This window comes from Agrobacterium tumefaciens (assembly GCF_017726655.1).
Taxonomy (GTDB): domain Bacteria; phylum Pseudomonadota; class Alphaproteobacteria; order Rhizobiales; family Rhizobiaceae; genus Agrobacterium; species Agrobacterium tumefaciens_B.
On record NZ_CP072309.1, the window covers coordinates 1,557,532 to 1,582,457 of the forward strand.

Sequence of the window (24,926 nt, forward strand, 5' to 3'; positions counted from 1 at the left end):
AGCAGGGCTTATGAAACCTATATGTGATCGCCTTGCCTCCGTATCCACTCAGATCGGGGGGATTTTGCCGAGAGGGATGAAGCCGCTGATCGTTGCGCGTCCGTGGTCGACAACCAGATCGACGGAGGCGCGGTCGGCGCCACTGGCGAGCGCGCGTAGCAGTTTGCGGGCGGTTTCGATGGTGGACTGCAACTGCGGGAAAGCCTGCTTCGCATTGTCCGACCAGGCTCCGAGCTTTTCGATCTCCAGCTTGAACTGGCCCGACAGGTAACCTTCGTTGTCGAAGGAGAAGGGACCGGTGATCCGCATCGTGCGGCCTTCGCCGATATCGGCAACGAGGCGGCGAAGCTCCCCGCTGGTGCCGTATAGGCCGGATTTGTCGGTACCATCTACCATGCCTGCCTTACCGGCGAGCGTGACATCAAGAATGGCGTCCAGTCGCGGAAGCACCTGCGGCCAATCCTTGATGACGGTGGCCGAATCCGTAAGCGTGATCGCACCGTCGAGGTCTGCGCCGTTCTGGCGCAGGTGCATCTCCGTCTTGACGGCGTCAAAGTCGATCGTCTGACCGGTGACGGAAGAAACCGCCTGTGCCTTCAGCCCGTCGATCACGAGTGAGCTGCGGTCGATGCCTTTCAGTTTGGTGACGATGCTGGACTGCATGTTTTTCCATTCGGCCGAGACCGTCAGGCCATGCGCGGAGCGGATTTCAGCAGGCGAATCGAGTTCCCAGACGATATGGCCGGGATTATAGACCTGCGCTGCCGAGCGCAGTTCGCCGAAGGACGCCGACACGCCGTTCTGGCTGTCATCCACCGTCACCTTGGAGCAGAAGAGGCCGATGCGGAAGGGGTAACCCTTGAAGGCGATATCGCCGCATTCGCCGCTGACGCTGCGGGCCTGCGACGGGGAGATGACGTTCAGGACCGTCTGCTTCAATTTCTCGGCGGCGTAAAACCACCCCGCCGTATAAAGTCCGATAACCACCAGAATGGCGATGGCGAGCCAGAGGAATTTCTTGGCCGTGCCGGATTGGCTTGACGCTGCCATATTGATCTCCGATGAACAGACTTCAGGGAATTTTGATTTGGCTTGGGATATGGACGATTTTTGGGTCTTTGGCTACGGTTCGTTGATGTGGAACCCCGGCTTCGCCTTTGCGGAGAGGCAGCAGGCCCGGCTTCACGGGTACCGGCGCTCGCTGTGCATCAGTTCCAATTTCTACAGAGGCACGGAGGAACGGCCCGGCCTCGTTCTCGGGCTCGAGCGTGGCGGTTCCTGCCTCGGCGTTGCGTTCCGCGTGCGCGGCGCGGACCGTGATCCCGTCATGGATTATCTGCGCGAGCGGGAGCTTGTAACGAACGTTTACAAGGAGCGGCTGGTAACCGTGACGCTCGCTGGAGGTCGCCGTGCCACCGCCGTCACTTATGTCGCCGACCCCGCGCATGAGCAATATATCGGCGGTCTTGGTGTCGCCGAATCAGCTGTTATCATTGCCGCAGCAACCGGGCGTTCCGGGCCGAACACGGATTACGTCTTCAACACCGTGCGGCACCTGCAGGAAATGGGCATTCGCGATTCACTCCTTGAAAACATCGCGAAGAATGTCGATACGCTTTCCGCTCAGCCGGCGATGTTCTCGCGGCCCTGAAGCTCGGCGATCCGCTTGACTGCGCTCGGTGGCAGCGGCAGGCTCGGATTGTTGCGTGCCGTTTCCAGGAGCAACTCGTCGCTCGCCTTCTCCGTGACCTCGATCAGGCGCTTGAAGAAAACGTCTGGGTCCAGCCCCGGCTCGATGGCAGGCAGGATACGCACCTTGAAGTGACCTGGGTAGCGCATGGTGGACCGTCGTGGCCAGAAGAGGCCGGGATGCATGGCAACGGGAATGACAGGAACCTGAAGGTCACGATAAAGCCTTGCGATGCCGTAGCGATATTCAGGCTCGGCGCCCGGCGGTCGGCGCGTCCCCTCGGGATAGATTATCAACTCTCGGCCGGCGGCCATTTCCTCTTTCGCGCGTTCCATAACCTTCAGCATCACCTTGCCGCGCGCCGCGCGGTTGACCGGAATCATGCGCTGCTTCATCGCGTACCAGCCGAATAGCGGTATCCAGAGCAGTTCGCGCTTCAGGATGTAGACCGGGTCGTGCAGGTTGGGAAGCAGCGCATAGGTGTCCCAAAAAGACTGATGCTTCGGCGCAAAAATGCAGCCTGTTTCGGGGATGTGTTCAAGACCCTCGATTTCGAAAGTCGTGCCAACGATGATCTTCATCAGCCAATGGTTGGACCGCGCCCAGTTCTTGGGGATTTCGTAGGCGATCCTGCGCGGCAGAATGAAATATATCGGCGTCAACACGATCATGCGGACGATGAGATTGAGGTAAAACAGCGTATTGAAAAGAAAAGAGCGCAGCTTGAGCATCAACAGCCTTCCCGGGGCGCAGCCGTTCCGACGCCTTGGAAAGGCGTCGGTGCGGATGCCGATGCCAGACGCCTACACGAAAACAAGGGGCGGCAGCAAGCGTGTTTCTGGCAGCTTACGAGGAGGCTGCCGTTACTTTCGGCGCCGTGTGCTCGGTTGGGGCCTTGCGCAGGCCGTCACCTTTTCCGAAGCCGGTAAGGTCACGCGCCGCCGCTGCGACGAATTTCAGATATTCGTACAGCATCGTTCTCACAACATCCGGTTCAACGAACCAGTTCGTGCGGGCAAGATCGGCACTGATGACGGGATAGGCGATGAATTCCGTCTGCGGACTTGCGCTGCGCAACTCATGCAGGCTGCGGTGCATGTGATAATTGTTCGTGACAACGACAATGGAGGAATAGTTGTGATCGCGTATCCAGCTTGCCGCTTCATTGGCGTTGCCGATCGTATCTATCGCCTTGTACCCCATATCGACGCAGCAGGAGAACATGTCGGATGAGCCTTGCGTCATCTTGCGAATTTGCGAACGGGTGGTGGCGGGATTGACGCCAGAGATCAACAGCCGCTTTCCGACGCCATCCCTCAGCAGACCCACCGCCTGCTCGATGCGCTGGTAACCACCGGTCAGAACGATGATGGCGTCCCCCCTTGCGCTTTCAGGTGGGCGCATGGAGGCGACGGAATCAGCAAACCACAGAAAGCCGCCTGAGAAAACGCCGAGAAGAATGAGGCAGAGGAGGATAAAACCACGAATAAAGCGGCGCAGGGGACCACGCCGCGACAACAGGCCCTTTCTGGCCGGTCGCATCGTTGTCTGGTCCTGGTCCATCCGACTCACAAACATTCCTCCTGAATACTCGCCGATTAAGGCAAGGAACAGGCGTTTTTGTCCACCGCCTGCAGGTTACATGCGGCTTGTGACATGTTCGGATTGCCCCAAAATGACGGGATCATTTCAGGACGCCAGCCCGTCGCTTTTTGACGGATCCGAACGAACGCGGTCGATATCGTCGATGGTGCGGATGACAGTTACACGTGCCGTCAGAGTGGTGAGCAAGGCGATGATGATCATGGTCATGGCAATGCCTAGATAACCACCCAAACCAACCGAGAATGAACCGAAAAGCGCGCTCGCCTGATCGCTTTGCGGCGTGGCAACAGTGCTTGACTGCCAGAAGCCGGCCACGAGAAACACCGCTGCTGCCAACGCGCTGCCGGCGGCGGCCCCCTTGAGGCTGATCTTCAGGAAGTGTTTCTGAAATTCCCGGGCCACGAAACTGCTTTCGGCGCCGACGAAATGCAGAACCTCCACAATATGGCGGTTGCCGGAAAGCGCGCCGCGGGTGGCGAATACGACGGTCAGCACCATGGCGGTGAAGACGAGAATGAGCACGCCGACTCCGATCATCACGGTGGTTCTGGCCATGGAAACCAGCCTGTCTACCCAGGTGCGGTGGTCGTCCAGAAAGGCCTGCGGGATTTCCGTCTTCAGCATATCCCGCATGGCCTGGAAATCGGGCGGATTGGTCTCGTCGATGGTGATGACAACGAGGCGCGGCACCGGCAGTTCGGAAAGGTCGAGGCCGCTGCCGAGCCATGGCTCCAGCAAACGTGACGTCGCCGCATCATCAAGGATCGTGCCGTCGCGCGTGCCGACGAAGGTCAGCGCCAGCGTGCGCGCCTTGTTCAACGCCGCGTTCATGTCCAAACCGTCTTCCGGCTTGATCTGGATGGTGATTTCCCGGGAAATCTGGCTCTGCCAGGTGGCGGCGGTGGCGCGCACCATGGAGACGGCACCAAGCGTCAGGCAGGCGAGAAAGGCCATGATGGCGATCACCACCATCAGCGCATTGCCCTGAATGTTGGAGGGCGGCAGGATGGGCGCCATGGGACGGATGCGCATGGGCGGGCGCTTCGGCTGGGCCGCTTCGGGCTTCAATTGCTTGCGGGTGATCTCATTCATAGATATCGAGCCGCCCTTCGGTCAGGATCATCCGGCGTGCATCGATCTGGTCCATCAGTGCGAAATCGTGGGTGGCGATGACGACAGCCGTACCCAGTCTGTTGAGTTCGAGAAAAAGGTTGAGGAGGCGCTTTGCCATCGGCGGGTCGACGTTGCCGGTTGGTTCGTCGGCCAGCAGGATTTCGGGCTGGTCCATCAGCGCTCGGGCAATGGCGGCGCGCTGCTTTTCCCCGCCAGAAAGAATGGCCGGTAGCACATTGATACGCTCACCAAGCCCCACCCATTTCAGAAGTTCTATCACGTCGTTGCGATAAGCGCTCTCTTCCTTGCCGCGCACACGCAGCGGCAGGGCGACATTCTCATAGGTCGTCAGATGGTCAAGCAGCCGAAAATCCTGGAACACGATCCCAACGCGGCGGCGCAGCATCGGCAGTTCGCCACGCGGAATGCGGGAAACATCACGGTTGAACATACGGATATGGCCGCGCGTTGGCTGAAGCGACATCAAAAGCAGGCGCAGCAGCGTCGTTTTGCCCGCACCCGACGGGCCGGTTAGAAACTGGAACGACCCTTTGGGAATATCGAAGGTCATGTCCCTCAGGATTTCGGGTCCCATGCCGTAACGCAACCCGACATTTTCGAAATGGATCAACGGACTTCCAGTCTCTTCGTTTCGTGGTGGTTCGCAAGCCGCTGGGGTGAAGCCGGCGGGCGCGGTCTAGCCCGGTTCGGGACGCCCGGCGAGCGGTTTTTGCGAAGCATTAACCATTTAAATTTAAAACTTGGCAGGATTCGTTGCAATGCCCAGTTTTGCGGGCCGGAAAACCTCACCCCAAGGAATTCTATGGCTATGTTCCGTTCATCTCGCCGGCAAGCGGCATTCGACTTTGACCTCCTGATGCCGGAAACGCCCACGCGCCGGACAGCGCGGACGACAGGTCCCGACCGCGATGTCGTAGACGCGGAATTTGTCACCATCAAGGAAAACCGGGCGCGGCAGCCGGGAAACGACAATCGTGGAACGACTTCGCAGCATAAAGCAAAACCGCCTGTCACCGTGGGCGCGGTTGGCCTTGCTCTCATCGGCTGGCTGGATCGCAGGTTGTCGCGCCTGTCCGCCGATGCCTATTCGGCGCTGGTGGCAGGCCTTGCCATTTTTGTCTTCATCTGCTCCGGCGGCCTGTCTGTCGTCGTGCCGGAAAAAACGGCGGTCGCCGCTTCGGTCAACCCGCTCGCCATTTCCCATGTCACCATCACGCCGCAGGAGGCAGGCGGCATGGATATTTTGCTCATCAACGGCATCGTGGAAAACAATGGCGGCGATCTGGAAGAGGTGCCCGCAATTCGCGCCGATCTCTTCGCCGCCAAGGGACAGCTGGTCGCCAGCATGGTCATCGAACCGCCGGTCAAGCAGATGCAACCGGGTTTGAGCCACGGTTTTTCGGCAAAACTGCGCCATCCCGGTGGAAAAACGCCCGAGATCAAGCTTTCCTTTGTCGAGGCGGGTGCGCCCGGACGCTGACTGTGCTAACGCCTGTCTTCTATTTTTACTGAAAGGTAAAATCGGCAAGGCGCAGCACAGGAGTAAGAATGCCCGTCGTCCGTGGAAAAAACATCGAGCCGCTTTACAGCGCCGAGCAGATCGCCGAGCGCAATCGCGACATGGCCAAGCATATCGCCAGCGGCCCGACCAAGGATTTGCTGGTCATTGCCGTGCTCAAGGGATCGTTCATTTTCGCGGCCGATCTTATCCGCGCGCTGCATGACAGCGGCCTTGCACCTGAAGTCGAGTTCATCACGCTCTCGAGCTATGGCACCGGCACGGTTTCGCAAGGCGTCAGGATCGTCAAGGATATCGATAGCGACGTGAAGGACCGCGATGTCCTGCTGATCGATGATATTCTCGAGTCTGGCCGCACGCTGCGTTTCGCCAAGGAACTGCTTTACGAGCGTGGCGCCCGCAACGTCACCATCGCCGTGCTGCTCGACAAGAAGGTCAAGCGCAAGGAAGATCTGGAGGCCGATTATGTCGGTTTCGAATGTCCTGACTATTTCGTCGTGGGTTACGGCATGGATGTGGCCTATGCGTTCCGCGAACTGCCCTTCGTCGGGGTGGTGACCGGCGACGCCTGAATGCTTTGCCGTGCCGGAACGGCACAGCGCGGAGACGCCTCATTAACCATTCACCCAGCGAAGGGCTGGGTGTTTACCTCTTGAAAAGAGGAGCCTGCGATGTTGCTCACGGCTGGAAATGATGCCCAGGAGCAATGAGTAATGGCGAAGATTCTGATTACCGAAGACGAGGATGCGCTGCGTTCTTTCGTGGCGCGGGCGCTCCGTCTCGACGGTCACGAGACCCATGAGGCGGCAGACGGCGAGCAGGGGCTGGAAAAGCTTCAGGAAACCAGTTTCGATCTTCTTCTTTCGGATATCCGCATGCCGGTCATGGATGGCATCGAGTTGGCGCATCGCGCCGCCGAGAGCTTCCCGGCCATGCGCATTTTGTTGATGACCGGTTATGCCGAGCAGCGTGAACGCGCCGATGATCTGGCCACGAAGATCGTGGACGTGGTTTCCAAACCCTTTGCGCTTCCTGATATTCGCAAGGCCGTGGCGCGGGCGCTTGCGGCCTGAGCGACAGGTTCGCAGAAATCGAAAGGGCGGCTGCGGGCCGCCTTTTTTGTTGGCCAGCCTCTGGCTCAGCGCAGTTGCCTATCTCCTTCGTACCGGCCTTGAGCCGGTATCCAGCCAGTCTAAGTCCTTGAACCGAAAGCATTCTTTTCGCAGCGCAGACGCATGTCCATTTGATGCCGGATCAAGTCCGGCATGACGAAAGTCTAAGGCGCTGAGGATGTAACGATGCGCGCCATTACCTCTGCGGACCCTCACCTGATATCAAGCAACCGCTCCAGATACCGCCGCTCGATTTCACCCGGCGGATTATTGCCGAGCTTTTCACGGATGGCGTCGAGAATCTCGCGGGCACGCTGAACGTCGATCTCGTCAGGCACCTTCACCTGATCGCCAAAGTCAGGGCCGGTGGCGTTGCGCGGGCGGCCGAGCGGGTCGCGGCCATTCTGCCCGCCTTGGCCTGCCATGCCTTCCTGCCCCTGTCCGGGCTGCTGGCCCTGTTGGCGCATGGCCTGCATGATCTGCCCCATCATGTCCTGAGCGCCCTGCCGCAACGCATTCAGCGCATTACCCTGACCCTCGACAGCCTGTTCGCCCTGGCTTTTGCCCAACGCTTCGCCGGCACCCTGCATTTCCTGCTGCGCCTTGCCGAAATTTTCGCCGGGCTCCATACCGAGATCGCGAAGGCCCTGCTGCAATTCGCCAAGCTGCTTGCCAAGGGCATCCTGCTGGGCCCGCAGGTTTTTCAGCGCTTCGCGCAATTGCTCGGCGGTCATCTGATCAGTCTGCTGCTGCCCGCCCTGTTGGTCATTCCCACCCTGTTGGCCTTGTTGACCCTGCTGCGGTTGCTGGCCGTTTTCGCCCATCTGCTGGTCGTCACTTTCGCCACCCTGCTGCGGGTCGCCGCGCTGCATGCGGTCGCGCAGCGCCTGATCGAGCTTGAAGGTCTCGTCCATCAGTTTCTGCTGCTGTTGCAGGATTTCGCCGAGCTTGTCGATCTGCTGGCGCATCTTGCTGCTCTGCTGCTGTCCCTGTTGGCCCTGACGCTGCGGGCGGCCAGCCTGCAGATTGTTCATCATGCGCTGCAGTTGCGAGAGCATTTCCTGTGCCGCATCGCGGTTGCCAGAACGGGCAAGGTTCTCGATCTGGTTCATCATGTTTTCCAGATCGCGCTGGCGCAACACGTTCTGCGCCTGTTGATTCATGTTGGCTTGCGGCGCGTTCTGCATGCGCTGCGCAAGCTCGTTCATGAACTGCTGCATCGCCTCGCGCAGCTCCTGCATCAGCTTGGCAACTTCCTCGTCGGAGGCATTGCGCTGAAGCGCCTCGGAAAGGGCGGTCTGTGCATCGCGCAGGCGCTTTTCCGCCTGCGAAAGATCGCCGTCCTCGATGCCGAGTGCGATTTCCCAGAGATAGTCGGCCGTGTCCTTCAGCATCTCCTCATTATAGGCGAGCCGCATGCGGGTCTGCGCCGATTGCAGTAGGAGATAATGCGTGGTGTTGGGAATGGTCTCTTCCGGGCGCATTCCAACCGCCTCGTTATAGGCAATCGCCTTCGGCATCTGGCGTGTGTCGAGCGAAAAAATCTGCCGCTGCTCGGCAATGGAGGCCGCCAGCGGTTCGGAGAAATTGCGTCCAGGCAGGACCATTTCGTGTGCGGGGCTACGACCCGTCTGGCCGGCGCCGTCGGTGGCGACGAGCGTGATGCGCACGCGTTTGCCCGCCATCGGATGTTCCGTCAGGTTGCGGCTGGTCAGCGCTTTTATCTCCCGATTGTTCTGCCGCGGCAGATCGAGCTTGAAATCCGGCGGCGGGTAAAGCGCCGTCGCGCCTTCCGCAACGCCCACAGGTTCGATGATGGCATGGGCTTCCTTCAGGCCATAATCGTCTTTGGCCGTGAAGCCGATTTCCAGCGCGCCATTGACGGCGCGGCGCGGCATGTTGTCGAAGGCGATGCTGGGCGGCTGGTCGGGAATGACGTTGAACACCCATTGTTCACCATTGGCGGTAATCATGCCGCTTTCGGTGACATCCATCACAAAAGTGCGCGGGGTAACGGGCTGATCGGCGGAGCGGGCAGAGCCCTGGACGGCGATATCGCCGCTAGCGCTGTCGGCTTTGGCCGCCTCAGGCGAAAGCTTTTGCAATGCGCCCGCCGTTTCCGGCTCGAAGGTCACTTCCTCTCCGCCATCGCCGCCGGTCATGCGGATCGTCAACTTGGAAGATTGCGGTACGGAAACCGCGTCGCGGTGGGTCGCGTCACGTCCGGTCAGGAAAATCGGCGCGCGGCCGGTATAGGCAGGCGGGGTCACCCAGGCATCGAGACGGATATCGGGATTGAGTGGGCCGACGGCTGGCCGGCTGCGGAACGCATCGGCAACCGTGCCGGCGCCATTTGAGTAGGAAAAACCGAAAGCGGTGACCAGAAGCAGTGCCGGAATGGCGCGCAGCGCCAGACGGTCATAGCGGGCAATATCGGGTTTCGGGAGGCCGGCATTCAGTGCGGCAATGCGCTCTGCCATACGAATCTGGTGTTCTTTCCAGAGCGTGCGCGAAAATGGCGTGTCGAAAGCGGGCTCATCTTCCTGCACGCCGACCGGCTGGTGCGCCAGGCCGTTACGATCCTCAAGAAGGCGCGAGGCTTCATGATCCGTTGGCCACTTCAGCCGAAGGATCGGCAAAAGCGTGGCGATGAAACCGAAAACCAGAACGAAAACGATGCCGAGCCGCAGGAAATCCGGCATCTGCCGGTAAAGGCCGAACCAGGCAAGCGCCAGAAAGGCGGCAGCGATGGAGAGGGGCCACAGCGTTTTCGGCGCGATTTTCTCGCAGAGCAGCACAATTTTGGCGAAAAAACGCTTGGCGGCAACCCGGCGGGCAAGGCCCGGCCGCTGCGCGAACGCGCCGGTCGGGCGCTTCCTGCCTGTGCTGTCCTTTCCGGCTGTGGTCATCAATCCGTTCTCCCGGTTCTGGCCACGTCGAACGCCATTCCCGGAACGGCGAGCTGTTCATATCACAGGGGCAAGGATAACATTCTTTGTGGCGAAGACGAGGGCACCAAAGCCCTCACCCCCATTTTTTAGGCAGCTTCGCTCAATTGTGATCAGTCACTTCAAATATTGGGTGGGGTCAGTCGAGCCAGTCAGGTACAGAATCGAGCGCGATCAACTCCTCATAAGTGCCACGCGGACGAATGACGTGGAATTTGTCACCCTTGACGAGCACTTCCGGCACCAGCAGGCGCGAATTATAGGTGCCCGCCTGCACCGCGCCATAGGCGCCGGCGGAGCTGACGGCGATCAGGTCACCCGGCTGCGGCGCGGCCATCTCACGATCCAGCGCCAGATAGTCGCCGGTTTCGCAGACAGGGCCGACGATATCGGCCTTGACGCGCGGGGCATTCTCGGCAGGCTGCACGACCGGGCGGATGCCATGATAGGCCTCGTAAAGTGTGGGGCGGATGAGATCGTTCATGGCGCCGTCGACAATCACAAAGGTCTTGTCGCCGCCATCCTTCACATAGATCACTTCCGTCACCAGAATGCCGGCGTTGCCGACGATCAGGCGTCCCGGCTCGGTGACGATCTTGCAGTTAAGGCTTTTCAACTCGTTCTTGACGATATGCGCATAGGCATCCGGCAGCGGCGGTGGATTGTTGTCGTCGCGATAGGGAATGCCAAGGCCGCCGCCGATATCGACGTGGCTGATCGCATGGCCGTCGCCGCGAAGCGCTTCCACCAGTTCCCGCAGCAGCCGGAAGGCGTCCTCGAAAGGCTGCAATTCGGTGATCTGGCTGCCGATATGCATGTCGATGCCGGTGACTTCGATGCCGGGCAGGGTCGCGGCATGGGCATAGACGGCGCGGGCGCGCTCATAGGAGATGCCGAACTTGTTTTCCTTCTTGCCGGTGGAAATCTTGGCGTGGGTGCGCGCATCGACATCCGGATTGATACGGAAGGAGACATGCGCCCGCTTGCCGGCCTTCACGGCGCGCAGATTGAGGACTTCCAGCTCCGGCTCGGATTCGATGTTGAAGCAGTAAATGCCCACATTCAGCGCATAATCCATTTCCGCCACCGTCTTGCCGACGCCGGAGAACATGATGCGGCTTGCGGGGACACCGGCGGCCAATGCACGACGCAGTTCGCCGCCGGAGACGACGTCGATACCGGCGCCGAGCTTTGCCAGCGTCTTCAGCACCGCCTGGTTGGAATTGGCCTTCATGGCGTAACAGACCATGGCGTCCACATCAGCGAAAGCGCCTGCGAACACTTTGTAGTGGCGTTCCAGCGTTGCGGTCGAATAGACGTAGAAGGGCGTGCCGACCGCCTTGGCGATCTCGGGCACGGGCACGTTTTCGGCGTGCAGCACGCCGTCGATATAGCCAAAATGGTTCACGGCTTTTTACCCGTCAGAGAAGCTTGTCGAGAATGAACGGACGCTCAGCCGTTGCCGGCTTCGGTTCGCTTCCATCGGCGGCGCGCTTGTTGCGCATTTCGACCGGCGTGCTCGGCGGATCGATGTCGCCCTTACGGCCGCAGGCACTGAGAGCAAGGCTGACGGCGAGCGTCATGCCGATGGGAAGGATGAGTTTGCGCGCGGTTTTTGAAAGCATGAGCCTGTCCAAAGGAAATATGTGCCTCTCTGATAACGAAAAACAGGGCGCTTGTGCACCCTGTTTCTTGTGATCGCGGCTTAACGCAGATTTATCAGTTGCGGCCGCGCCACCAGGCGATTTGTTTGCGCACCTCCGAAGGAGCCGTGCCGCCGAAGCTTGTGCGACTGGCGACCGATGCTTCCACCGAAAGAACATCGAAAACGCTGTTGGTAATGCCGGGGTGGATGGCCTGCAATTCTTCCAGCGAAAGATCGGCAAGATCGCAGCCTTTCTTTTCCGCCAGCGCCACGGCATTGCCGGTCACATGGTGGGCATCACGGAACGGCAAACCTGCTTCTCGCACCAGCCAGTCGGCCAGATCGGTCGCGGTGGAATAACCGGAGCCTGCGGCTGCACGCATGCGGTCCTTGCGCACTTCGAGGTCGCGGATCATGCCGGTCATGGCGGCAATCGCCAGTTCCAGGCTTTCGGCGGAGTCGAAAACCTGCTCCTTGTCTTCCTGCATGTCCTTGGAATAGGCGAGCGGCAGGCCCTTCATCACTGTCAGAAGGGCCACCAGCGAGCCGTTGATGCGGCCGGTCTTGGCGCGTACCAACTCGGCAGCGTCGGGGTTTTTCTTCTGCGGCATGATCGAGGAGCCGGTGGAGAAGGCGTCCGAGAGGCGGATGAAGCCGAATTGGGGAGTCGACCAGATAACGATCTCTTCCGCAAGACGCGACAGATGCGTGGCGCAGATGGAGGCGATGGAGAGAAACTCCAGCGCGAAATCGCGGTCGGAGACGGTGTCGATGGAGTTGCGGGTCGGCTCGCGGAAGCCGAGGGCCTTGGCCGTCATGTGGCGGTCGATTGGGTAGCCTGTGCCGGCAAGGGCTGCTGCGCCGATCGGGCTTTCGTCCATATGCTCGATGGCATGGCGCACGCGAGCGCGGTCACGGCCGAACATTTCCACATAGGCCATGCAATGATGGCCGAAGGTGACGGGTTGCGCCGTCTGCAAGTGGGTGAAGCCGGGCATGACCGTATCGGCATTTTCCTCGGCGCGGTCGAGGAAGGCGGCGATGAGGGCGGTCAGCATGCCCTCGGTCTTCTGCAACTCTTCCTTGACCCAAAGGCGGAAATCGAGAGCGACTTGGTCGTTGCGCGAGCGTGCGGTGTGCAGACGGCCGGCGGCTGGGCCAATCAGAGTTGCAAGCCGCGCCTCGATATTCATGTGAATATCTTCGAGCTTGCGGGAGAATTCGAAACTGCCGGCTTCGATCTCTGACAGGATCGTGTTCAGACCCTCAATGATCTTGTCTTTATCTTCAGGCGAAATAATGCCTTTAGATGCCAGCATGGTGGCATGCGCCATAGAGCCGCGGATATCCTGGGCGTAAAGCTTCTTGTCGAAGCCGATGGAGGCATTTATCTCTTCCATGATGGCAGATGGCCCGGAAGCGAAACGCCCGCCCCACATCTGGTTGGAGGATTTCTGATCTGTGCCGTCAGCCATATGTCGTGCCCTGGAGTATTCGATGACAGAAAAAAGGCCGTTCAGGCTTCCTTCCGCCAAGTTGGTTGCAATTGCTGCCGTTGCCGGTGTGCTCGCCGGTGCGGGCGCGGTCTGGTTCAGGCATATTGGGTCTGAGAGCCCGGTTCAAGGGGCAGCGGTCGCCGACGCCGGTTTATGTGAAGGTGCGGCAAACCGCATCGCCTCTCTGAAGCCGTTTCTCAAGGGGCAGGTGGCCGCCATGTCGGCGGCCGACACCCCGCGCGTCATTCCGCTCTCCTTCAAGGGGCCAGAGGGGAAAGACATGAGCCTTGCCGATCTCAAGGGCAAGACAGTGCTGCTCAATCTCTGGGCGACGTGGTGCGTGCCCTGCCGCGAAGAAATGCCGGCCCTCAATGCGCTCGAGAAGGACAAGGGTAGCGACGGCTTTGAAGTCGTGGCCGTCAACATCGATACGGGTGGCGATGAAAAGCCGAAAGCCTTCATGGATGAATACAGAATCGATTCCCTGAAGCACTACCGCGATAGCTCCATGGGCGTTTTCAATGTCCTCAAAAAGGAAGGGCTTGCCTTTGGCTTGCCTGCCACCCTGCTGCTTGATGAAAATGGTTGCCTGCTTGGCGCGATGAACGGGCCGGCCGCTTGGGACAGCGAAGATGCGAAGGCCTTGGTGACGGCTGCAGCGTCGAAGTAAACTGAGGCTGCGGGAGGAATTCTTCCCTCCCGACCCCTGGTGTTTCTATCGCGTCGGAACCGGTGTCTCGCCACGGTAATCATAGAAGCCGCGGCCGGATTTGCGGCCGAGCCAGCCGGCCTCGACATATTTGACCAGCAGCGGGCAGGGACGGTATTTGCTGTCGGAGAGGCCGTCATGCAGCACCTGCATGATCGACAAACAGGTGTCGAGACCGATGAAGTCTGCGAGTTGCAGCGGTCCCATCGGGTGGTTTGCGCCGAGGCGCATGGCGGTGTCGATGGCTTCCACCGAGCCGACGCCCTCATAAAGCGTGTAGATCGCCTCGTTGATCATCGGCAGCAGGATGCGGTTGACGATGAAGGCCGGGAAATCCTCGGCGACGGTGATCGCCTTTTCAAGTGTCCGCACATAGTCCTTGGCCGCATCGAAGGTCTTTTCATTGGTGGCGATGCCGCGCACCAGTTCTACCAGCTTCATGACGGGCACCGGGTTCATGAAGTGGATGCCCATGAACTGTTCGGGACGGTCGGTGGCAGAGGCAAGCCGGGTGATGGAGAGCGAAGATGTATTGGTGGCAAGAAGCGCTTCCGGCTTTAGCACCGGGCAGACCTGCGCATAGATCTTGCGCTTGATCTCTTCATTTTCCGTGGCGGCTTCGATGACAAGATCCATCGGCGCCAGATCGTTGACGTCGGTCGAACCGCTGATGAGTGTCAGTGCCTGCTTGCGGGCCTCGTCGGAAAGCTTGCCGTTAGTCACCTGGCGGGCGAGATTGCCGTTGATCGTGGCAAGGCCGGCCTCGATGCCTTCCTTCGAAAGATCGTAGATATGGACCCGGTAGCCGGCAATGGCGGAAACATGCGCTATGCCGCATCCCATCTGACCGGCTCCGATGACACCGATGTTCTTAAAGGGGGCGGTCATATGCGGTTCTCCCATGTGCTTCATCTGCTAATTCGCTGGCGATGTTACGCATATCGCCGAAAAAGAGAAGGCGGCGCGTTCAAAAAACGCGCCGCCTTCATCATGTATTGAAAATCAAAGGGCTTTTTGCAGTTCCGGCAGTGCCTCGAACAGGTCTGCGACGAGACCGTAATCGGCAACCTGGAAGATCGGCGCTTCTTCATCCTTGTTGATGGCGACGATGACCTTCGAATCCTTCATGCCGGCCAGATGCTGGATGGCACCGGAAATGCCGGCCGCGATGTAAAGCTGCGGTGCGACCACCTTGCCGGTCTGGCCAACCTGCCAGTCGTTCGGCGCATAACCGGCATCGACGGCAGCGCGCGATGCACCAACGGCAGCACCGAGCTTGTCGGCAACGGGAAGGATGACTTCCTTGAATTTGTCCGAAGAACCGAGGGCACGGCCACCGGAGATGATGATCTTTGCGGAGGTCAGTTCCGGACGGTCGGACGAGGCAAGCGCATCGGAAACGAAAGAGGAGACGCCGGGATTTTCAGCGGCCGCGATCGTCTCGACCGCTGCCGAACCACCTTCTGCCGCTGCCGCAAAGGCGGTCGGACGCACGGTGATGACCTTCCTGGCATCGGTTGCCTGCACGGTCTGGATGGCGTTGCCGGCATAGATCGGGCGCTTGAAGGTATCAGGCGATACGACTTCGATGATCTCAGAGACCTGCGCCACGTCGAGAAGGGCCGCAACGCGCGGCATGACGTTCTTGGCCGAAGCCGTTGCCGGTGCAATGATGACGTCGTACGAGGGCGCCAGCGAAACGATCAGCGCTGCCAGCGGCTCGGCCAGTGAATTGGCGTAGGATGCGTCGTCGGCAAGCAGCACCTTGGAGACGCCGGAAAGTTTCGCCGCCGCGTCAGCAGCGCCCTTTGCGCCCGAACCGGCAACCAGCACATGCACGTCGCCGCCAATCTGCGTTGCCGCCGTCAGCGTCTTTGCCGTCAGGTCGGAAAGGGTTGCGTTGTCGTGTTCTGCCAGAAGAAGAATGGCCATGAGATTATCTCCCTTTTCCGAAACTTAGAGAATGCCGTCAGCTTTGAGCTTTTCGACGAGCTCGCCAACCGAAGCGACCTTGATGCCAGCCTTGCGGCCTGCGGGCTCCTCGGTCTTCAGCACTTTCAGGCGCGGCGAGACGTCGACGCCGAAATCGGCCGGAGCCTTTTTGTCGAGCGGCTTCTTCTTCGCCTTCATGATATTCGGCAGCGAAGCATAACGCGGTTCGTTCAGGCGAAGATCGGTCGTGACGACGGCGGGAAGCTTCAGCTCGATCGTCTGCAGGCCGCCATCAACTTCACGGGTGACTGCCACCTTGCCATCCGACGGCTCGACCTTGGATGCGAAGGTGCCCTGGCCCCAGCCGAGCAGGGCAGCCAGCATCTGGCCGGTCTGGTTCGAGTCGTCGTCGATCGCCTGCTTGCCGACGATGACGAGACCAGGCTGCTCAGCCTCGGCCACGCCCTTCAAGAGCTTTGCGACGGCGAGCGGCTCGACGGTTTCGTCGGTCTCGATCAGGATGGCGCGGTCCGCACCCATGGCAAGCGCGGTGCGCAGCGTTTCTTCCGCCTTGGCAGGTCCGATGGAAACGACCACGACTTCTTCGGCCTTGCCGGCTTCCTTCAGGCGAAGGGCCTCTTCCACCGAGATTTCGTCGAAGGGGTTCATCGACATCTTGACGTTGGCAAGCTCAACGCCAGAACCATCGGGCTTAACCCGGATCTTCACGTTGTAATCGACGACTCGTTTAACGGGGACAAGGATTTTCATCGGCGGTCTTCCTCAAACTCCTGTCCGCTTGGGCCAGTTGACCGCGCGGACCTCCAAAAACAGGTGGCGACATGGATAAGCATTTTTCCCGCAAACACAACGGATCAATCTTCATTATCACATGCACGTAAGGCATATCTTACGTTGACGTTAACGTAAATACTCTATCTCCTACGCAACGCTCATCTACCGCCGTCATAGCCGCGTTCGATTTGCGACAACCCCGCCGTTTGCGACGTATTCTTGAACTGCGCCGCCCTCGGTGGAACAATCGTTCGGTCAAACAGGGGAACGCCCCGCCTGCGCATGAAAATCACCAAGATCGCGCCCGCCAAAATGCCGCCGACATGCGCACCCCAGGAAACGTTTTCCTCGAGCCCGAGCGCCAGCATCAGGAACTGCTGGCCAATCCATAGCGCCAGCGGAATGAAAGCGGGCAGGGGAAGCGGAATGCGCATGAAGACGAGCACCCACACGCGAACCTTGGGATGGAGCAGAAAATAGGCCGCAACCACTCCGGACACCGCGCCTGAAGCGCCGATCAGCGGTCCCTCCGAGGTGGGAGCCACTAGGCCGTGAAACAGCGCTCCCGCGACCGCGCAGAGGATATAGAAGATCAGGAAGCGGAAATGGCCGAGCGCATCCTCGACATTGTCGCCGAACACCCAGAGAAACAGCATGTTTCCGGCAAGATGCCAGAAGTCGAGGTGAAGAAACGAATAGGTGATGACGGTGAGATCGTCAGGCACCACCTGTAGCGCCGGTTCCAGATAGGCATAATCGAACACGACCGCGGGGATGAAGCCGAGGCCGAGCGCCGCCGCATTGGCCTCAGTATCGCTGGCAAGAACGCCAGTAAACAGCCAGACGAGAATATTCACCACGATCAGGCCGATTGTAACATATTGCAGCCGGATATGTTTGAGGGAGTTCGCATCGTGCAGCGGTATGAACATGGAACGCCCTCATTAGCGCGATTGATGCGATCTAGCGGTTCTTGCCTGGAACCCACAAAATGTCGGCCCGGCCCGCATCATTGGCGAAGCGGGCGGCCACGAAAAGGAAATCCGACAGGCGGTTTGCATATTTGATGGCCGCCGGACTGACGATTTCACTCTCGGCAACGGAAAGCTCCACCATCAACCTTTCCGCCCGCCGGCAGATTGTCCGCGCCATGTGCAGATTGGCTGCTGCCGCGCTGCCGCCCGGCAGGACAAAGGAGGTAAGCGGCTCAAGAGAGGCGTTGAGTTCGTCGATTTCGGTCTCCAGTCGGGTGACCTGGCTCTCGACGATGCGCAGCGGCTCATAGGAGAGTGGCTCGCCATCGTCGGGCGTGGCTAGATCGGCGCCGAGATCGAAGAGATCGTTCTGAATTCGAAAAAGCATCGCATCGAGCGTATCCATGCCGGCCGTGTGAAGCCGCGCGACGCCGATAGCCGAATTGGTCTCGTCGACGGTGCCATAGGCCTCGACGCGTAGATCGTGCTTCAGACGGCGCGGGCCGGAAACCAGTGCGGTCGTGCCCTTGTCGCCGGTGCGGGTATAAATCTTGTTCAGCTTGACCATGTCAGCGGCCGCCGCCGGTCAGCCAGAGGGTGAGCATGATCAGCACGATGGCGATGGCCTGCAACAACAGGCGAAGCTGCATCAGCTTGTTTGAGCGGTTGGCGTCCTGCCCTTTCAGCATATTGAAGAGGCCGCGTATCAACACGATGACAACGAGGCCCATGACGATAAGGGCCAGAACGGTGGTGAAGCCGGACATTTAGGGGATACTCCTCCTCAATCGAATCTCCGCAACAGACGATAGAAAAGTCCGGCAGGCAAGAGCCGTTTCAGGATAAGACCCTGTTTGGCTGGAACAGTAACGGGATAATGCGGTCTCGGCTTTGCCGCCGTCAGGGCATGTTTCAGCACCGCATAGACAGCATCGGGGCCGAGTTTGTGGCGGTTGACTGGGCCGGAGCCATCCATGCGGGCGAGTTGCCGTTTATATTCCGCGGCATGAGCCGAGTTTTCGAGATCGATATGTTGCCTGACGTGGGCAAGCGCCGTCGCCGTGAATTTTGAGGTGATCGGTCCAGGTTCGATGAGACTCACGTGAATGCCGCTGCCCTCAAGCTCCATGCGCAGCGTCACACCCAGCCCTTCGATTGCGAATTTCGATGCCGTGTAAGCGCCCCGATAGCGATAAGGAACGAGGCCCAGAATAGAAGAGCAATGCACGATGCGACCCACACCCCTGTCGCGCATGAAGGGTATGACCCGCCGTGTCAGATCGTGCCAGCCGAAGACATTGGTTTCGAACTGCGCGCGTAACGCTTCGACAGGCAAATCCTCCACCGCCCCCGGCTGGCCATAAGCGCCATTGTTGAAGAGCGCATCAATCCGGCCGCCGGTTCGGGTTGCGACGGTTTCGACCAAGGCAGCGATGGTTTCGGGTTTTGTGTAATCCATGATCAGGGCCTCGACGCCCTGATTTTCAAGCGCCGCCATGTCGCCGATGCGCCGCACGGTGGCGAAGACGCGCCAGCCGTCCCGTTGCAGCGCGCTGGCGCAATAGGCGCCGATGCCAGAGGAACAGCCGGTGATGATGATGACCGGTTTTTCAGACATGGCCGCTCCGCTGCTGGTTTTTTGCCCCGGACATCTCCTGGGCAGACGAGATTAAATTGCGCAAAATCCTTTTCAGTGACGGAACCGAAAGCCGGGCTTGCGCGCTGTACAAAACGAAGCTGATTTCCCATATTCAGCGCGAAGTTACAAATGAAATGCCGATGAATGGAGGTGACATGGTTGCCGCAGTGCGCCTGGCAGGCAAGGTTGCCTTCGATGCCTATTCCCATTTTGCCGAGGATGACGGCTGGGCGATGGCGAGCCACATGGCGCTCTCCATTCTGCTGGCCCTGTTTCCGTTTCTCATCTTCGGCACGGCGCTCGCCGGTTTTCTCGGCGCCGACCAGTTTTCCGAAACGGCGGTACATCTCATTTTCGATACCTGGCCAGCCGCCATTGCGGGACCGCTTGCCGCGCAGGTGCAGCAGGTTCTGACCATTCCCCGTGGCGGGCTGTTGACAATTTCGGTTTTGGCGGCCGCTTATTTTGCGTCCAACGGCGTTGAGGCGTTGCGAATTTCGCTGAACCGCGCCTATCGTGTCACCGAGACGCGCTGGTGGTATGTGACCCGCCTGCTCAGCCTTCTCTATGTTTTGATCGCGGTCGTGGTCTTTGCCGGCATCAGCATCGTTCTCGTTGCGGTGCCTGTCGCCGCATCCTTTGCCGAAGCGCGGTTCCCGTGGCTGACAGATCTGCTGAACACGGTCTCCAGCCTTGGTCTCTACGGCACGATCGTGGTGCTTACCGCCGGCCTCGTGGCGGCTCACCTGTGGCTGCCCGCCGGCAAGCGGCGCATCTGGGATGTCTGGCCGGGCGTGCTGCTGACCCTGCTTTTCTGGGTCATCGGTGCAGCGATCTTCGCCTATTACCTCTCCACCTTCGCCAATTATGCCGCCACCTATGCCGGGCTTGCGTCTGTGATGGTGGTTCTGGTCTTCCTTTACATGGTCGGCGTCATCTTCATGCTGGGCGCGGAGGTGAATGCCGCCCTGATGAAATACAAGGTCCGTCAAATTATCCGACGCAATATCGGCAGCAATGGCATACGCCGGGAGCGGGCGTTAGACGAGGCCGACAATCCGGCGGATATCTGAAGGCGTTGCCCCTTCGGCACGAAGGGCAGAAAGGCCGGTGCTGCCCTCGCTTTTCGAAAGCTTGCGCCCATCTGTGCCAAGAATCAGCCTGTGATGATGATAGGCAGGCTGCGGCAAATCCAGCAGTTGCTGCAGAAGCCGATGGATCGCGGTCGAATGGAAGAGATCCATGCCGCGCACCACATGGGTAATACCCTGTAGCGCATCGTCGACGACAACGGAGAGATGATAGCTGGAGGGCGCATCGGAACGTGACAGCACGACATCGCCCCAGAGCGCGGGCCGAGCCTCGATCAGTCCCGTCTCGCCATCGCCGCCTTCCTGCCAGAAAAGGGGACTCGCAGTGGTACGGATCGCCTTTTCCATGTCGAGGCGCCATGCGTGCGGCCTGCCAGAGGCTAGCAGAGCTTCCCGCTCGGCTCTTGGTCTCTGCCTGTCGATATCAGGGTAAAGTGGTGCGCCATCGGGATCACGCGGCCACAAATTGCCCTCCGCTTCGAGGGCGCGGACGAGGGCTTTGGTTTCGCCACGGCTCAAGAAGGCGGGATAGACAAGATCGGCCTTGATCAGCCTGTCCAGAGACGCGCGGTATTCATCGAAATGCTGTGATTGCCGCCGGACCGGTTCTTCCCAGTCGAGGCCTAGCCAGCCGAGGTCATCATAGATCGCCTGTTCCAGCTCCGGCGTGCAGCGAGTCTGGTCGATATCCTCAATGCGCAAAAGAAAGCGGCCGTCATTATTCCGCGCCATGTCATGGTTCAGGAAAGCGGAGAGCGCATGGCCGAGGTGCAGTCGGCCGTTGGAGCTGGGCGCGAAACGGTAAACCGGTTTTTGACGGCGAGGCGAAGGCATGGTTTCTTTTGCCATGTTTTAATGCTCCCCGCCAGCGGGCTGGCGGCGAATGGAATGACCGATATGAAAATCATCACCGGGATGGACGATATCAACGAAGGGCTGGAACATCTCGCTCTCCTTGATCCGGCGCTGCGCCCCGTCATTGAAATAGCCGGTCCGCTGGAACTGCGCATTCACGAGCCCGGCTTTGCCGGCCTTGCTCACATCGTTGTCTCGCAGATGGTGTCGCGCGCCAGCGCCAATGCCATCTGGGCGAGAATCATCGCCGGCACCGGCGGCGCGGTCACGGCGCAGAGTTATCTGGCCGCGCCCGAGGAATTGCGCGCCACCTTCGGCCTGTCGCGCGCCAAGGCGACGACACTGGAAGGGCTGGCCCGCGCCGTCGCCGAAGGAAAGGTCGATCTTGATGGCGTGGTGCGCAAGGAGGGGAGTGCCGCCCTCTCCGAACTCGTGGCGCTTCGTGGCATAGGCCCGTGGACGGCGGAGGTCTATCTGATGTTCTGCGGCGGGCACCCGGATATCTTTCCGGTGGGGGATGTGGCGTTGCGATCGGCGGTGGCGCATGCGCTTGATCTCGAGGTAAGGCCGGAAGCGAAGTGGCTGGCGGAGCGCGCAACTCTCTGGTCACCATGGCGTTCTGTCGCCGCCCGGTTGTTCTGGGGCTATTATGCCAACATCATGCGGCGCGCCATGGCACCTTTGCCGTGACTGGCCGCGTGAGCCCTAAAAGTCCGCGATCCGATAGGGTAGAGCACCGCGCGATAGATGATCGAACTGCAATTTTCGTTTCAGCGGCGGCACGGCGCGCTGCACGCAATCCACCCTTTCGCACACGCGACAGGAAATGCCGATCGGTTTGAAGGACGCCGCATTGCCGAGATCGAGCGTATCGGCGTAAACGAAGTTCTGCGCGTGGGAAATTTCGCAGCCAAGCGCGATGGCGTAACGCGGCCTTTCCGTATTGAAACCGGCGGCGGCCTTCTCGATCTGCGTTGCGATGGAAAGATAGCGCACGCCGTCAGGCGTTTCCGCCAGCTGCCGCACGATCCTGTCGGAGCTTTCGAAAGCCTGATGGATATTCCACAGCGGACAGGCCGCGCCAAAACGGGCAAATTGCAGCCGCGTGGCGCTGTGGCGTTTGGTGATATTGCCGGCGCGGTCGATTTTGGCGAAAAAGATCGGTACGCCTTTCATACCCGGCCGTTGCAAGGTGCTCAGGCGGTGGGCCACCTGTTCAAGGCTCGCGCCGAAACGCACGGCGAGAAGTTCGAGATCGTGGCGTAGCTCCTGCGCCGCCCGGTGAAACTGCCCATAGGGCAGGATGAGGGCTGCCGCAAAATAGTTGTGCAGTCCGATCCGACAGATTTCGGCCGCTTCCGTGTCGCGAAAACCGGCCCCGGCCAGCACCCTGTCCACCGTCGCGCCGGCGTGAAGCTGGGCGATCTGTAACGCAAGCTGAAAACAGCGGGTGGACGCGGCCATGTAGGAGCTGAGGGCGAGCGTTTTGCCGACAGGATCGAAATGCCGGATCAACCCGCCTGCCGCCTCGGTTCTTGTGATATGGATGCCGTAACGGTTCCTGAGATGCGCTGCCAGAATGCTGTCGGTCCCGCCTCCCTCGATCTCCAGTTCCTGCGCCAGCTCCTCGGCCAGAAGATCGATCTCGGCAACGTAATTGTCGACGAAGTGGAAGAAGTCTCGCACCTCCTCATAGGGAGTTCTTTCCACCTGTGCCGTTCCGCGACCCAGCCGGTCATCCAGCTGCACCAGTTGCTCGCTGTTTTGCCGATAGGCCTGATGGGCGCGCAGCAGCGCATGGGCAAAGCCCGGTGCATTCTGGGCAATCAGCTTCAACTCCTGAAGCCCAGGCTCGTAATTCAGGAACAGTGGGTCTTTCAGCGCCTCGCGCAGGGCGGAAACCAGCCGGTCGCTTTCGCCCGTCGCCAGTTCCGCCATGTCAAGCTGGAATTTTTCCACCAGCGTCACAAGAACGCTGGCCGAAACGGGGCGCTGGTTGTTTTCGATCTGGTTCAGGTAACTTGCGGAGATGCCCAGCCGTTCGGCAAATTGCGCCTGCGTGGCGCGGACATTTTCGCGAAGGCCGCGCACCTTGCGGCCGATGAAGAGCTTTTCTGTCGCCATGTTGCAACTTTGCAAAATTAAATATTGCAAATATTTATGGCACGCATACGCGCACGATCAAGGCTTCTAGGCGAATGTTTTCTAAGCTATTGATTTTGGGGAAACGCACGGAGGAAACATGCCCGGCATTCTGGAGCAATTGGAAACGCGGCGACAAGAGGCGCGGCTCGGCGGCGGCGTCAAGCGCATCGATGCGCAGCATGCCAAGGGCAAGCTGACGGCGCGCGAGCGCATCGACGTGCTGCTCGATGAAGGTTCCTTCGAAGAATACGACATGTATGTCACCCACCGGGCGGTGGATTTCGGCATGGCGGAGCAGAAGGTGGCGGGAGACGGCGTCGTGACCGGCTGGGGCACCATCAATGGCCGGCAGGTCTATGTGTTTTCGCAGGATTTTACCGTGCTCGGCGGCTCGCTCTCGGAAACCCACGCCCAGAAAATCTGCAAGATCATGGATATGGCGGTCCGTAACGGCGCGCCCGTTATCGGCCTCAACGACAGCGGCGGCGCGCGCATTCAGGAGGGCGTGGCATCGCTTGGCGGTTATGCCGATGTCTTCAAACGAAATGTTGTCGCCTCCGGCGTCGTGCCGCAGATCTCCGTCATCATGGGGCCATGTGCGGGCGGTGCGGTTTATTCGCCGGCCATGACCGATTTCATCTTCATGGTGCGCGACACCTCGTACATGTTCGTGACGGGGCCGGATGTGGTGAAGACGGTGACGAACGAGATCGTCACGGCCGAAGAACTGGGCGGAGCCTCCACCCACACCAAAAAATCCTCTGTCGCCGATGGCGCTTACGAAAACGACATCGAGACGCTGGAACATGTGCGGCTGCTGTTCGATTTCCTGCCACTCAACAATCGCGAAAAGCCGCCGGCGCGCCCCTTCCATGATGACCCGGCACGGCTGGAAGCTCGGCTGGACACGCTGATCCCCGACAGTTCCAACAAGCCCTATGACATGAAGGAGCTGATCCACGCGCTGGCCGACGAGGGCGATTTCTTCGAGTTGCAGGAGGCTTTTGCCCGCAACATCATCACCGGTTTCATCCGTCTCGAAGGCCAGACGGTCGGCGTCGTCGCCAACCAGCCGATGGTGCTGGCCGGCTGCCTCGATATCGACAGTTCGCGCAAGGCGGCGCGTTTCGTGCGCTTCTGCGACGCCTTCAATATTCCGCTTCTGACTTTGGTGGATGTGCCCGGTTTCCTGCCCGGTACGGCGCAGGAATATGGCGGCGTCATCAAGCACGGCGCGAAACTTCTCTTCGCCTATTCCGAGGCGACGGTACCGATGGTGACGCTGATTACACGCAAGGCCTATGGCGGCGCTTATGACGTGATGGCCTCCAAACATATCGGCGCTGATGTGAATTATGCCTGGCCGACCGCGGAAATCGCCGTGATGGGAGCGAAGGGGGCGGCGGAAATTCTCTATCGCTCAGAGCTCTCCGATCCAGAAAAGATCGCCGCGCGAACAAGAGAATATGAGGAGCGTTTCGCCAATCCCTTCGTCGCGGCGGAGCGCGGATTTATCGATGAGGTCATCATGCCGCATTCCTCGCGCCGCCGCATCGCCCGCGCATTTGCGTCGCTGCGCAACAAGAACGTCGAAACCCGCTGGAAGAAACACGATACCATTCCGCTCTGATCTGCTG

26 protein-coding genes are annotated in these 24,926 nt (G+C 59.9%); 8 read left to right on the top strand and 18 right to left on the bottom strand.

Annotated elements, in window-relative coordinates; genetic code table 11:
- Positions 1–48 precede the first annotated feature (48 nt).
- A complete protein-coding gene (locus tag AT6N2_RS21390; RefSeq protein ID WP_209091286.1) occupies positions 49–1,050 on the bottom strand; it encodes a DUF2125 domain-containing protein in 1,002 nt (333 codons plus the stop codon).
- 49 nt (positions 1,051–1,099) lie between these two features.
- Between AT6N2_RS21390 and AT6N2_RS21395 the strand changes: the two genes are divergently transcribed.
- Positions 1,100–1,651, top strand: a complete 552-nt coding sequence (locus tag AT6N2_RS21395; protein WP_144576556.1) for a gamma-glutamylcyclotransferase — start codon at positions 1,100–1,102, stop codon at positions 1,649–1,651.
- Here the strand turns inward: AT6N2_RS21395 and AT6N2_RS21400 are convergent.
- The 4 genes from AT6N2_RS21400 to ftsE all read right to left on the bottom strand — a co-directional run bounded on the left by AT6N2_RS21400 (position 1,624) and on the right by ftsE (position 5,039).
- Positions 1,624–2,421: a lysophospholipid acyltransferase family protein gene (locus tag AT6N2_RS21400; RefSeq protein ID WP_209091288.1), complete on the bottom strand. Its 798-nt coding sequence runs from the start codon at positions 2,419–2,421 to the stop codon at positions 1,624–1,626. The genes AT6N2_RS21395 and AT6N2_RS21400 overlap by 28 nt on opposite strands.
- A 115-nt stretch (positions 2,422–2,536) precedes the next feature.
- Positions 2,537–3,253 (bottom strand): YdcF family protein, encoded by a 717-nt coding sequence (locus AT6N2_RS21405; protein WP_186376783.1) that lies wholly within the window; start codon positions 3,251–3,253, stop codon positions 2,537–2,539.
- Positions 3,254–3,379: 126 nt separating this feature from the next.
- Positions 3,380–4,387, bottom strand: a complete 1,008-nt coding sequence (locus AT6N2_RS21410) for a cell division protein FtsX (protein ID WP_209091290.1) — start codon at positions 4,385–4,387, stop codon at positions 3,380–3,382.
- The gene (gene ftsE, locus AT6N2_RS21415) at positions 4,380–5,039 is read right to left on the bottom strand and encodes a cell division ATP-binding protein FtsE (protein ID WP_063949205.1); all 660 of its coding nucleotides are present in this window, start codon (positions 5,037–5,039) and stop codon (positions 4,380–4,382) included. The genes AT6N2_RS21410 and ftsE overlap by 8 nt, the downstream gene beginning before the upstream one ends.
- A 198-nt stretch (positions 5,040–5,237) precedes the next feature.
- Between ftsE and AT6N2_RS21420 the strand changes: the two genes are divergently transcribed.
- From AT6N2_RS21420 to AT6N2_RS21430, 3 genes are all read left to right on the top strand, one after another.
- Positions 5,238–5,909 carry a hypothetical protein gene (locus AT6N2_RS21420; RefSeq protein ID WP_209091292.1) on the top strand — a complete coding sequence of 224 codons (672 nt, stop codon included), beginning with the start codon at positions 5,238–5,240 and terminating at the stop codon, positions 5,907–5,909.
- Between the two features lie 68 nt (positions 5,910–5,977).
- Complete coding sequence (gene hpt / locus AT6N2_RS21425; protein WP_063949207.1) at positions 5,978–6,520, top strand: hypoxanthine phosphoribosyltransferase; 543 nt, start codon at positions 5,978–5,980, stop codon at positions 6,518–6,520.
- A gap of 141 nt (positions 6,521–6,661) precedes the next feature.
- A complete protein-coding gene (locus tag AT6N2_RS21430; protein ID WP_004445642.1) occupies positions 6,662–7,021 on the top strand; it encodes a response regulator in 360 nt (119 codons plus the stop codon).
- A 251-nt stretch (positions 7,022–7,272) separates the two neighbouring features.
- Here AT6N2_RS21430 and AT6N2_RS21435 read toward each other — a convergent pair whose 3' ends face one another.
- The 4 genes from AT6N2_RS21435 to argH all read right to left on the bottom strand — a co-directional run bounded on the left by AT6N2_RS21435 (position 7,273) and on the right by argH (position 13,128).
- Positions 7,273–9,969, bottom strand: coding sequence for a TIGR02302 family protein (locus AT6N2_RS21435; RefSeq protein WP_209091294.1), 2,697 nt, complete (start codon positions 9,967–9,969; stop codon positions 7,273–7,275).
- A gap of 178 nt (positions 9,970–10,147) precedes the next feature.
- Positions 10,148–11,416: a diaminopimelate decarboxylase gene (gene lysA, locus AT6N2_RS21440; protein WP_209091295.1), complete on the bottom strand. Its 1,269-nt coding sequence runs from the start codon at positions 11,414–11,416 to the stop codon at positions 10,148–10,150.
- A gap of 13 nt (positions 11,417–11,429) precedes the next feature.
- Positions 11,430–11,633 (bottom strand): LPS translocon maturation chaperone LptM, encoded by a 204-nt coding sequence (gene lptM / locus AT6N2_RS21445; RefSeq protein ID WP_063949211.1) that lies wholly within the window; start codon positions 11,631–11,633, stop codon positions 11,430–11,432.
- Between the two features lie 94 nt (positions 11,634–11,727).
- Complete coding sequence (argH, locus tag AT6N2_RS21450) at positions 11,728–13,128, bottom strand: argininosuccinate lyase (protein ID WP_209091296.1); 1,401 nt, start codon at positions 13,126–13,128, stop codon at positions 11,728–11,730.
- Positions 13,129–13,150: 22 nt separating this feature from the next.
- On the opposite strand from argH, the gene tlpA reads away from it, so the two are divergent.
- Positions 13,151–13,819, top strand: a complete 669-nt coding sequence (gene tlpA / locus AT6N2_RS21455; protein ID WP_209091297.1) for a thiol:disulfide interchange protein TlpA — start codon at positions 13,151–13,153, stop codon at positions 13,817–13,819.
- Positions 13,820–13,864: 45 nt separating this feature from the next.
- Here tlpA and AT6N2_RS21460 read toward each other — a convergent pair whose 3' ends face one another.
- The 7 genes from AT6N2_RS21460 to AT6N2_RS21490 form a co-directional block, all read right to left on the bottom strand.
- The gene (locus AT6N2_RS21460; RefSeq protein ID WP_063949214.1) at positions 13,865–14,746 is read right to left on the bottom strand and encodes a 3-hydroxybutyryl-CoA dehydrogenase; all 882 of its coding nucleotides are present in this window, start codon (positions 14,744–14,746) and stop codon (positions 13,865–13,867) included.
- A 114-nt stretch (positions 14,747–14,860) separates the two neighbouring features.
- Positions 14,861–15,790: an electron transfer flavoprotein subunit alpha/FixB family protein gene (locus tag AT6N2_RS21465; protein ID WP_209091298.1), complete on the bottom strand. Its 930-nt coding sequence runs from the start codon at positions 15,788–15,790 to the stop codon at positions 14,861–14,863.
- 24 nt (positions 15,791–15,814) lie between these two features.
- A complete protein-coding gene (locus AT6N2_RS21470; protein WP_144576545.1) occupies positions 15,815–16,561 on the bottom strand; it encodes an electron transfer flavoprotein subunit beta/FixA family protein in 747 nt (248 codons plus the stop codon).
- A gap of 182 nt (positions 16,562–16,743) precedes the next feature.
- Positions 16,744–17,517, bottom strand: coding sequence for a rhomboid family intramembrane serine protease (locus AT6N2_RS21475; protein WP_209091299.1), 774 nt, complete (start codon positions 17,515–17,517; stop codon positions 16,744–16,746).
- Between the two features lie 31 nt (positions 17,518–17,548).
- Positions 17,549–18,127 (bottom strand): cob(I)yrinic acid a,c-diamide adenosyltransferase, encoded by a 579-nt coding sequence (locus tag AT6N2_RS21480; protein WP_209091300.1) that lies wholly within the window; start codon positions 18,125–18,127, stop codon positions 17,549–17,551.
- Between the two features lies 1 nt (position 18,128).
- Complete coding sequence (locus tag AT6N2_RS21485; protein ID WP_003497428.1) at positions 18,129–18,326, bottom strand: twin transmembrane helix small protein; 198 nt, start codon at positions 18,324–18,326, stop codon at positions 18,129–18,131.
- A 17-nt stretch (positions 18,327–18,343) separates the two neighbouring features.
- On the bottom strand, positions 18,344–19,177 hold the full coding sequence (locus tag AT6N2_RS21490) for an SDR family oxidoreductase (RefSeq protein WP_209091302.1): 834 nt from the start codon (positions 19,175–19,177) through the stop codon (positions 18,344–18,346).
- 176 nt (positions 19,178–19,353) lie between these two features.
- Here AT6N2_RS21490 and AT6N2_RS21495 point away from each other — a divergent pair, with 176 nt between their 5' ends.
- Positions 19,354–20,271, top strand: a complete 918-nt coding sequence (locus AT6N2_RS21495; RefSeq protein WP_063947038.1) for a YihY/virulence factor BrkB family protein — start codon at positions 19,354–19,356, stop codon at positions 20,269–20,271.
- On the opposite strand, the gene gluQRS is transcribed toward AT6N2_RS21495, so the two are convergent.
- Positions 20,239–21,138: a tRNA glutamyl-Q(34) synthetase GluQRS gene (gene gluQRS, locus AT6N2_RS21500; RefSeq protein WP_209091304.1), complete on the bottom strand. Its 900-nt coding sequence runs from the start codon at positions 21,136–21,138 to the stop codon at positions 20,239–20,241. The two genes, AT6N2_RS21495 and gluQRS, sit on opposite strands and share 33 nt — an antisense overlap.
- A 39-nt stretch (positions 21,139–21,177) precedes the next feature.
- Between gluQRS and AT6N2_RS21505 the strand changes: the two genes are divergently transcribed.
- Positions 21,178–21,834 carry a DNA-3-methyladenine glycosylase family protein gene (locus AT6N2_RS21505; RefSeq protein WP_209091306.1) on the top strand — a complete coding sequence of 219 codons (657 nt, stop codon included), beginning with the start codon at positions 21,178–21,180 and terminating at the stop codon, positions 21,832–21,834.
- A 15-nt stretch (positions 21,835–21,849) separates the two neighbouring features.
- Here AT6N2_RS21505 and AT6N2_RS21510 read toward each other — a convergent pair whose 3' ends face one another.
- Positions 21,850–23,268: a helix-turn-helix domain-containing protein gene (locus AT6N2_RS21510; RefSeq protein ID WP_209091308.1), complete on the bottom strand. Its 1,419-nt coding sequence runs from the start codon at positions 23,266–23,268 to the stop codon at positions 21,850–21,852.
- Between the two features lie 118 nt (positions 23,269–23,386).
- On the opposite strand from AT6N2_RS21510, the gene AT6N2_RS21515 reads away from it, so the two are divergent.
- Positions 23,387–24,919 carry an acyl-CoA carboxylase subunit beta gene (locus tag AT6N2_RS21515; protein WP_209091310.1) on the top strand — a complete coding sequence of 511 codons (1,533 nt, stop codon included), beginning with the start codon at positions 23,387–23,389 and terminating at the stop codon, positions 24,917–24,919.
- Positions 24,920–24,926: the final 7 nt, after the last annotated feature.

Coding starts and splice junctions, on each gene's coding strand:
- AT6N2_RS21435 (WP_209091294.1), bottom strand. CDS start 9,969: ATGACCACAGCCGGAAAGGACAGCACAGGCAGGAAGCGCCCGACCGGC.
- AT6N2_RS21405 (WP_186376783.1), bottom strand. CDS start 3,253: ATGGACCAGGACCAGACAACGATGCGACCGGCCAGAAAGGGCCTGTTG.
- tlpA (WP_209091297.1), top strand. CDS start 13,151: ATGACAGAAAAAAGGCCGTTCAGGCTTCCTTCCGCCAAGTTGGTTGCA.
- gluQRS (WP_209091304.1), bottom strand. CDS start 21,138: ATGGCAAAAGAAACCATGCCTTCGCCTCGCCGTCAAAAACCGGTTTAC.
- AT6N2_RS21410 (WP_209091290.1), bottom strand. CDS start 4,387: ATGAATGAGATCACCCGCAAGCAATTGAAGCCCGAAGCGGCCCAGCCG.
- hpt (WP_063949207.1), top strand. CDS start 5,978: ATGCCCGTCGTCCGTGGAAAAAACATCGAGCCGCTTTACAGCGCCGAG.
- AT6N2_RS21495 (WP_063947038.1), top strand. CDS start 19,354: ATGGTTGCCGCAGTGCGCCTGGCAGGCAAGGTTGCCTTCGATGCCTAT.
- AT6N2_RS21480 (WP_209091300.1), bottom strand. CDS start 18,127: ATGGTCAAGCTGAACAAGATTTATACCCGCACCGGCGACAAGGGCACG.
- AT6N2_RS21420 (WP_209091292.1), top strand. CDS start 5,238: ATGTTCCGTTCATCTCGCCGGCAAGCGGCATTCGACTTTGACCTCCTG.
- argH (WP_209091296.1), bottom strand. CDS start 13,128: ATGGCTGACGGCACAGATCAGAAATCCTCCAACCAGATGTGGGGCGGG.
- AT6N2_RS21505 (WP_209091306.1), top strand. CDS start 21,178: ATGACCGATATGAAAATCATCACCGGGATGGACGATATCAACGAAGGG.
- AT6N2_RS21490 (WP_209091302.1), bottom strand. CDS start 19,177: ATGTCTGAAAAACCGGTCATCATCATCACCGGCTGTTCCTCTGGCATC.
- AT6N2_RS21400 (WP_209091288.1), bottom strand. CDS start 2,421: ATGCTCAAGCTGCGCTCTTTTCTTTTCAATACGCTGTTTTACCTCAAT.
- AT6N2_RS21465 (WP_209091298.1), bottom strand. CDS start 15,790: ATGGCCATTCTTCTTCTGGCAGAACACGACAACGCAACCCTTTCCGAC.
- AT6N2_RS21515 (WP_209091310.1), top strand. CDS start 23,387: ATGCCCGGCATTCTGGAGCAATTGGAAACGCGGCGACAAGAGGCGCGG.
- AT6N2_RS21395 (WP_144576556.1), top strand. CDS start 1,100: ATGGACGATTTTTGGGTCTTTGGCTACGGTTCGTTGATGTGGAACCCC.
- AT6N2_RS21390 (WP_209091286.1), bottom strand. CDS start 1,050: ATGGCAGCGTCAAGCCAATCCGGCACGGCCAAGAAATTCCTCTGGCTC.
- AT6N2_RS21470 (WP_144576545.1), bottom strand. CDS start 16,561: ATGAAAATCCTTGTCCCCGTTAAACGAGTCGTCGATTACAACGTGAAG.
- AT6N2_RS21430 (WP_004445642.1), top strand. CDS start 6,662: ATGGCGAAGATTCTGATTACCGAAGACGAGGATGCGCTGCGTTCTTTC.
- AT6N2_RS21460 (WP_063949214.1), bottom strand. CDS start 14,746: ATGACCGCCCCCTTTAAGAACATCGGTGTCATCGGAGCCGGTCAGATG.
- lptM (WP_063949211.1), bottom strand. CDS start 11,633: ATGCTTTCAAAAACCGCGCGCAAACTCATCCTTCCCATCGGCATGACG.
- AT6N2_RS21475 (WP_209091299.1), bottom strand. CDS start 17,517: ATGTTCATACCGCTGCACGATGCGAACTCCCTCAAACATATCCGGCTG.
- AT6N2_RS21485 (WP_003497428.1), bottom strand. CDS start 18,326: ATGTCCGGCTTCACCACCGTTCTGGCCCTTATCGTCATGGGCCTCGTT.
- AT6N2_RS21510 (WP_209091308.1), bottom strand. CDS start 23,268: ATGGCGACAGAAAAGCTCTTCATCGGCCGCAAGGTGCGCGGCCTTCGC.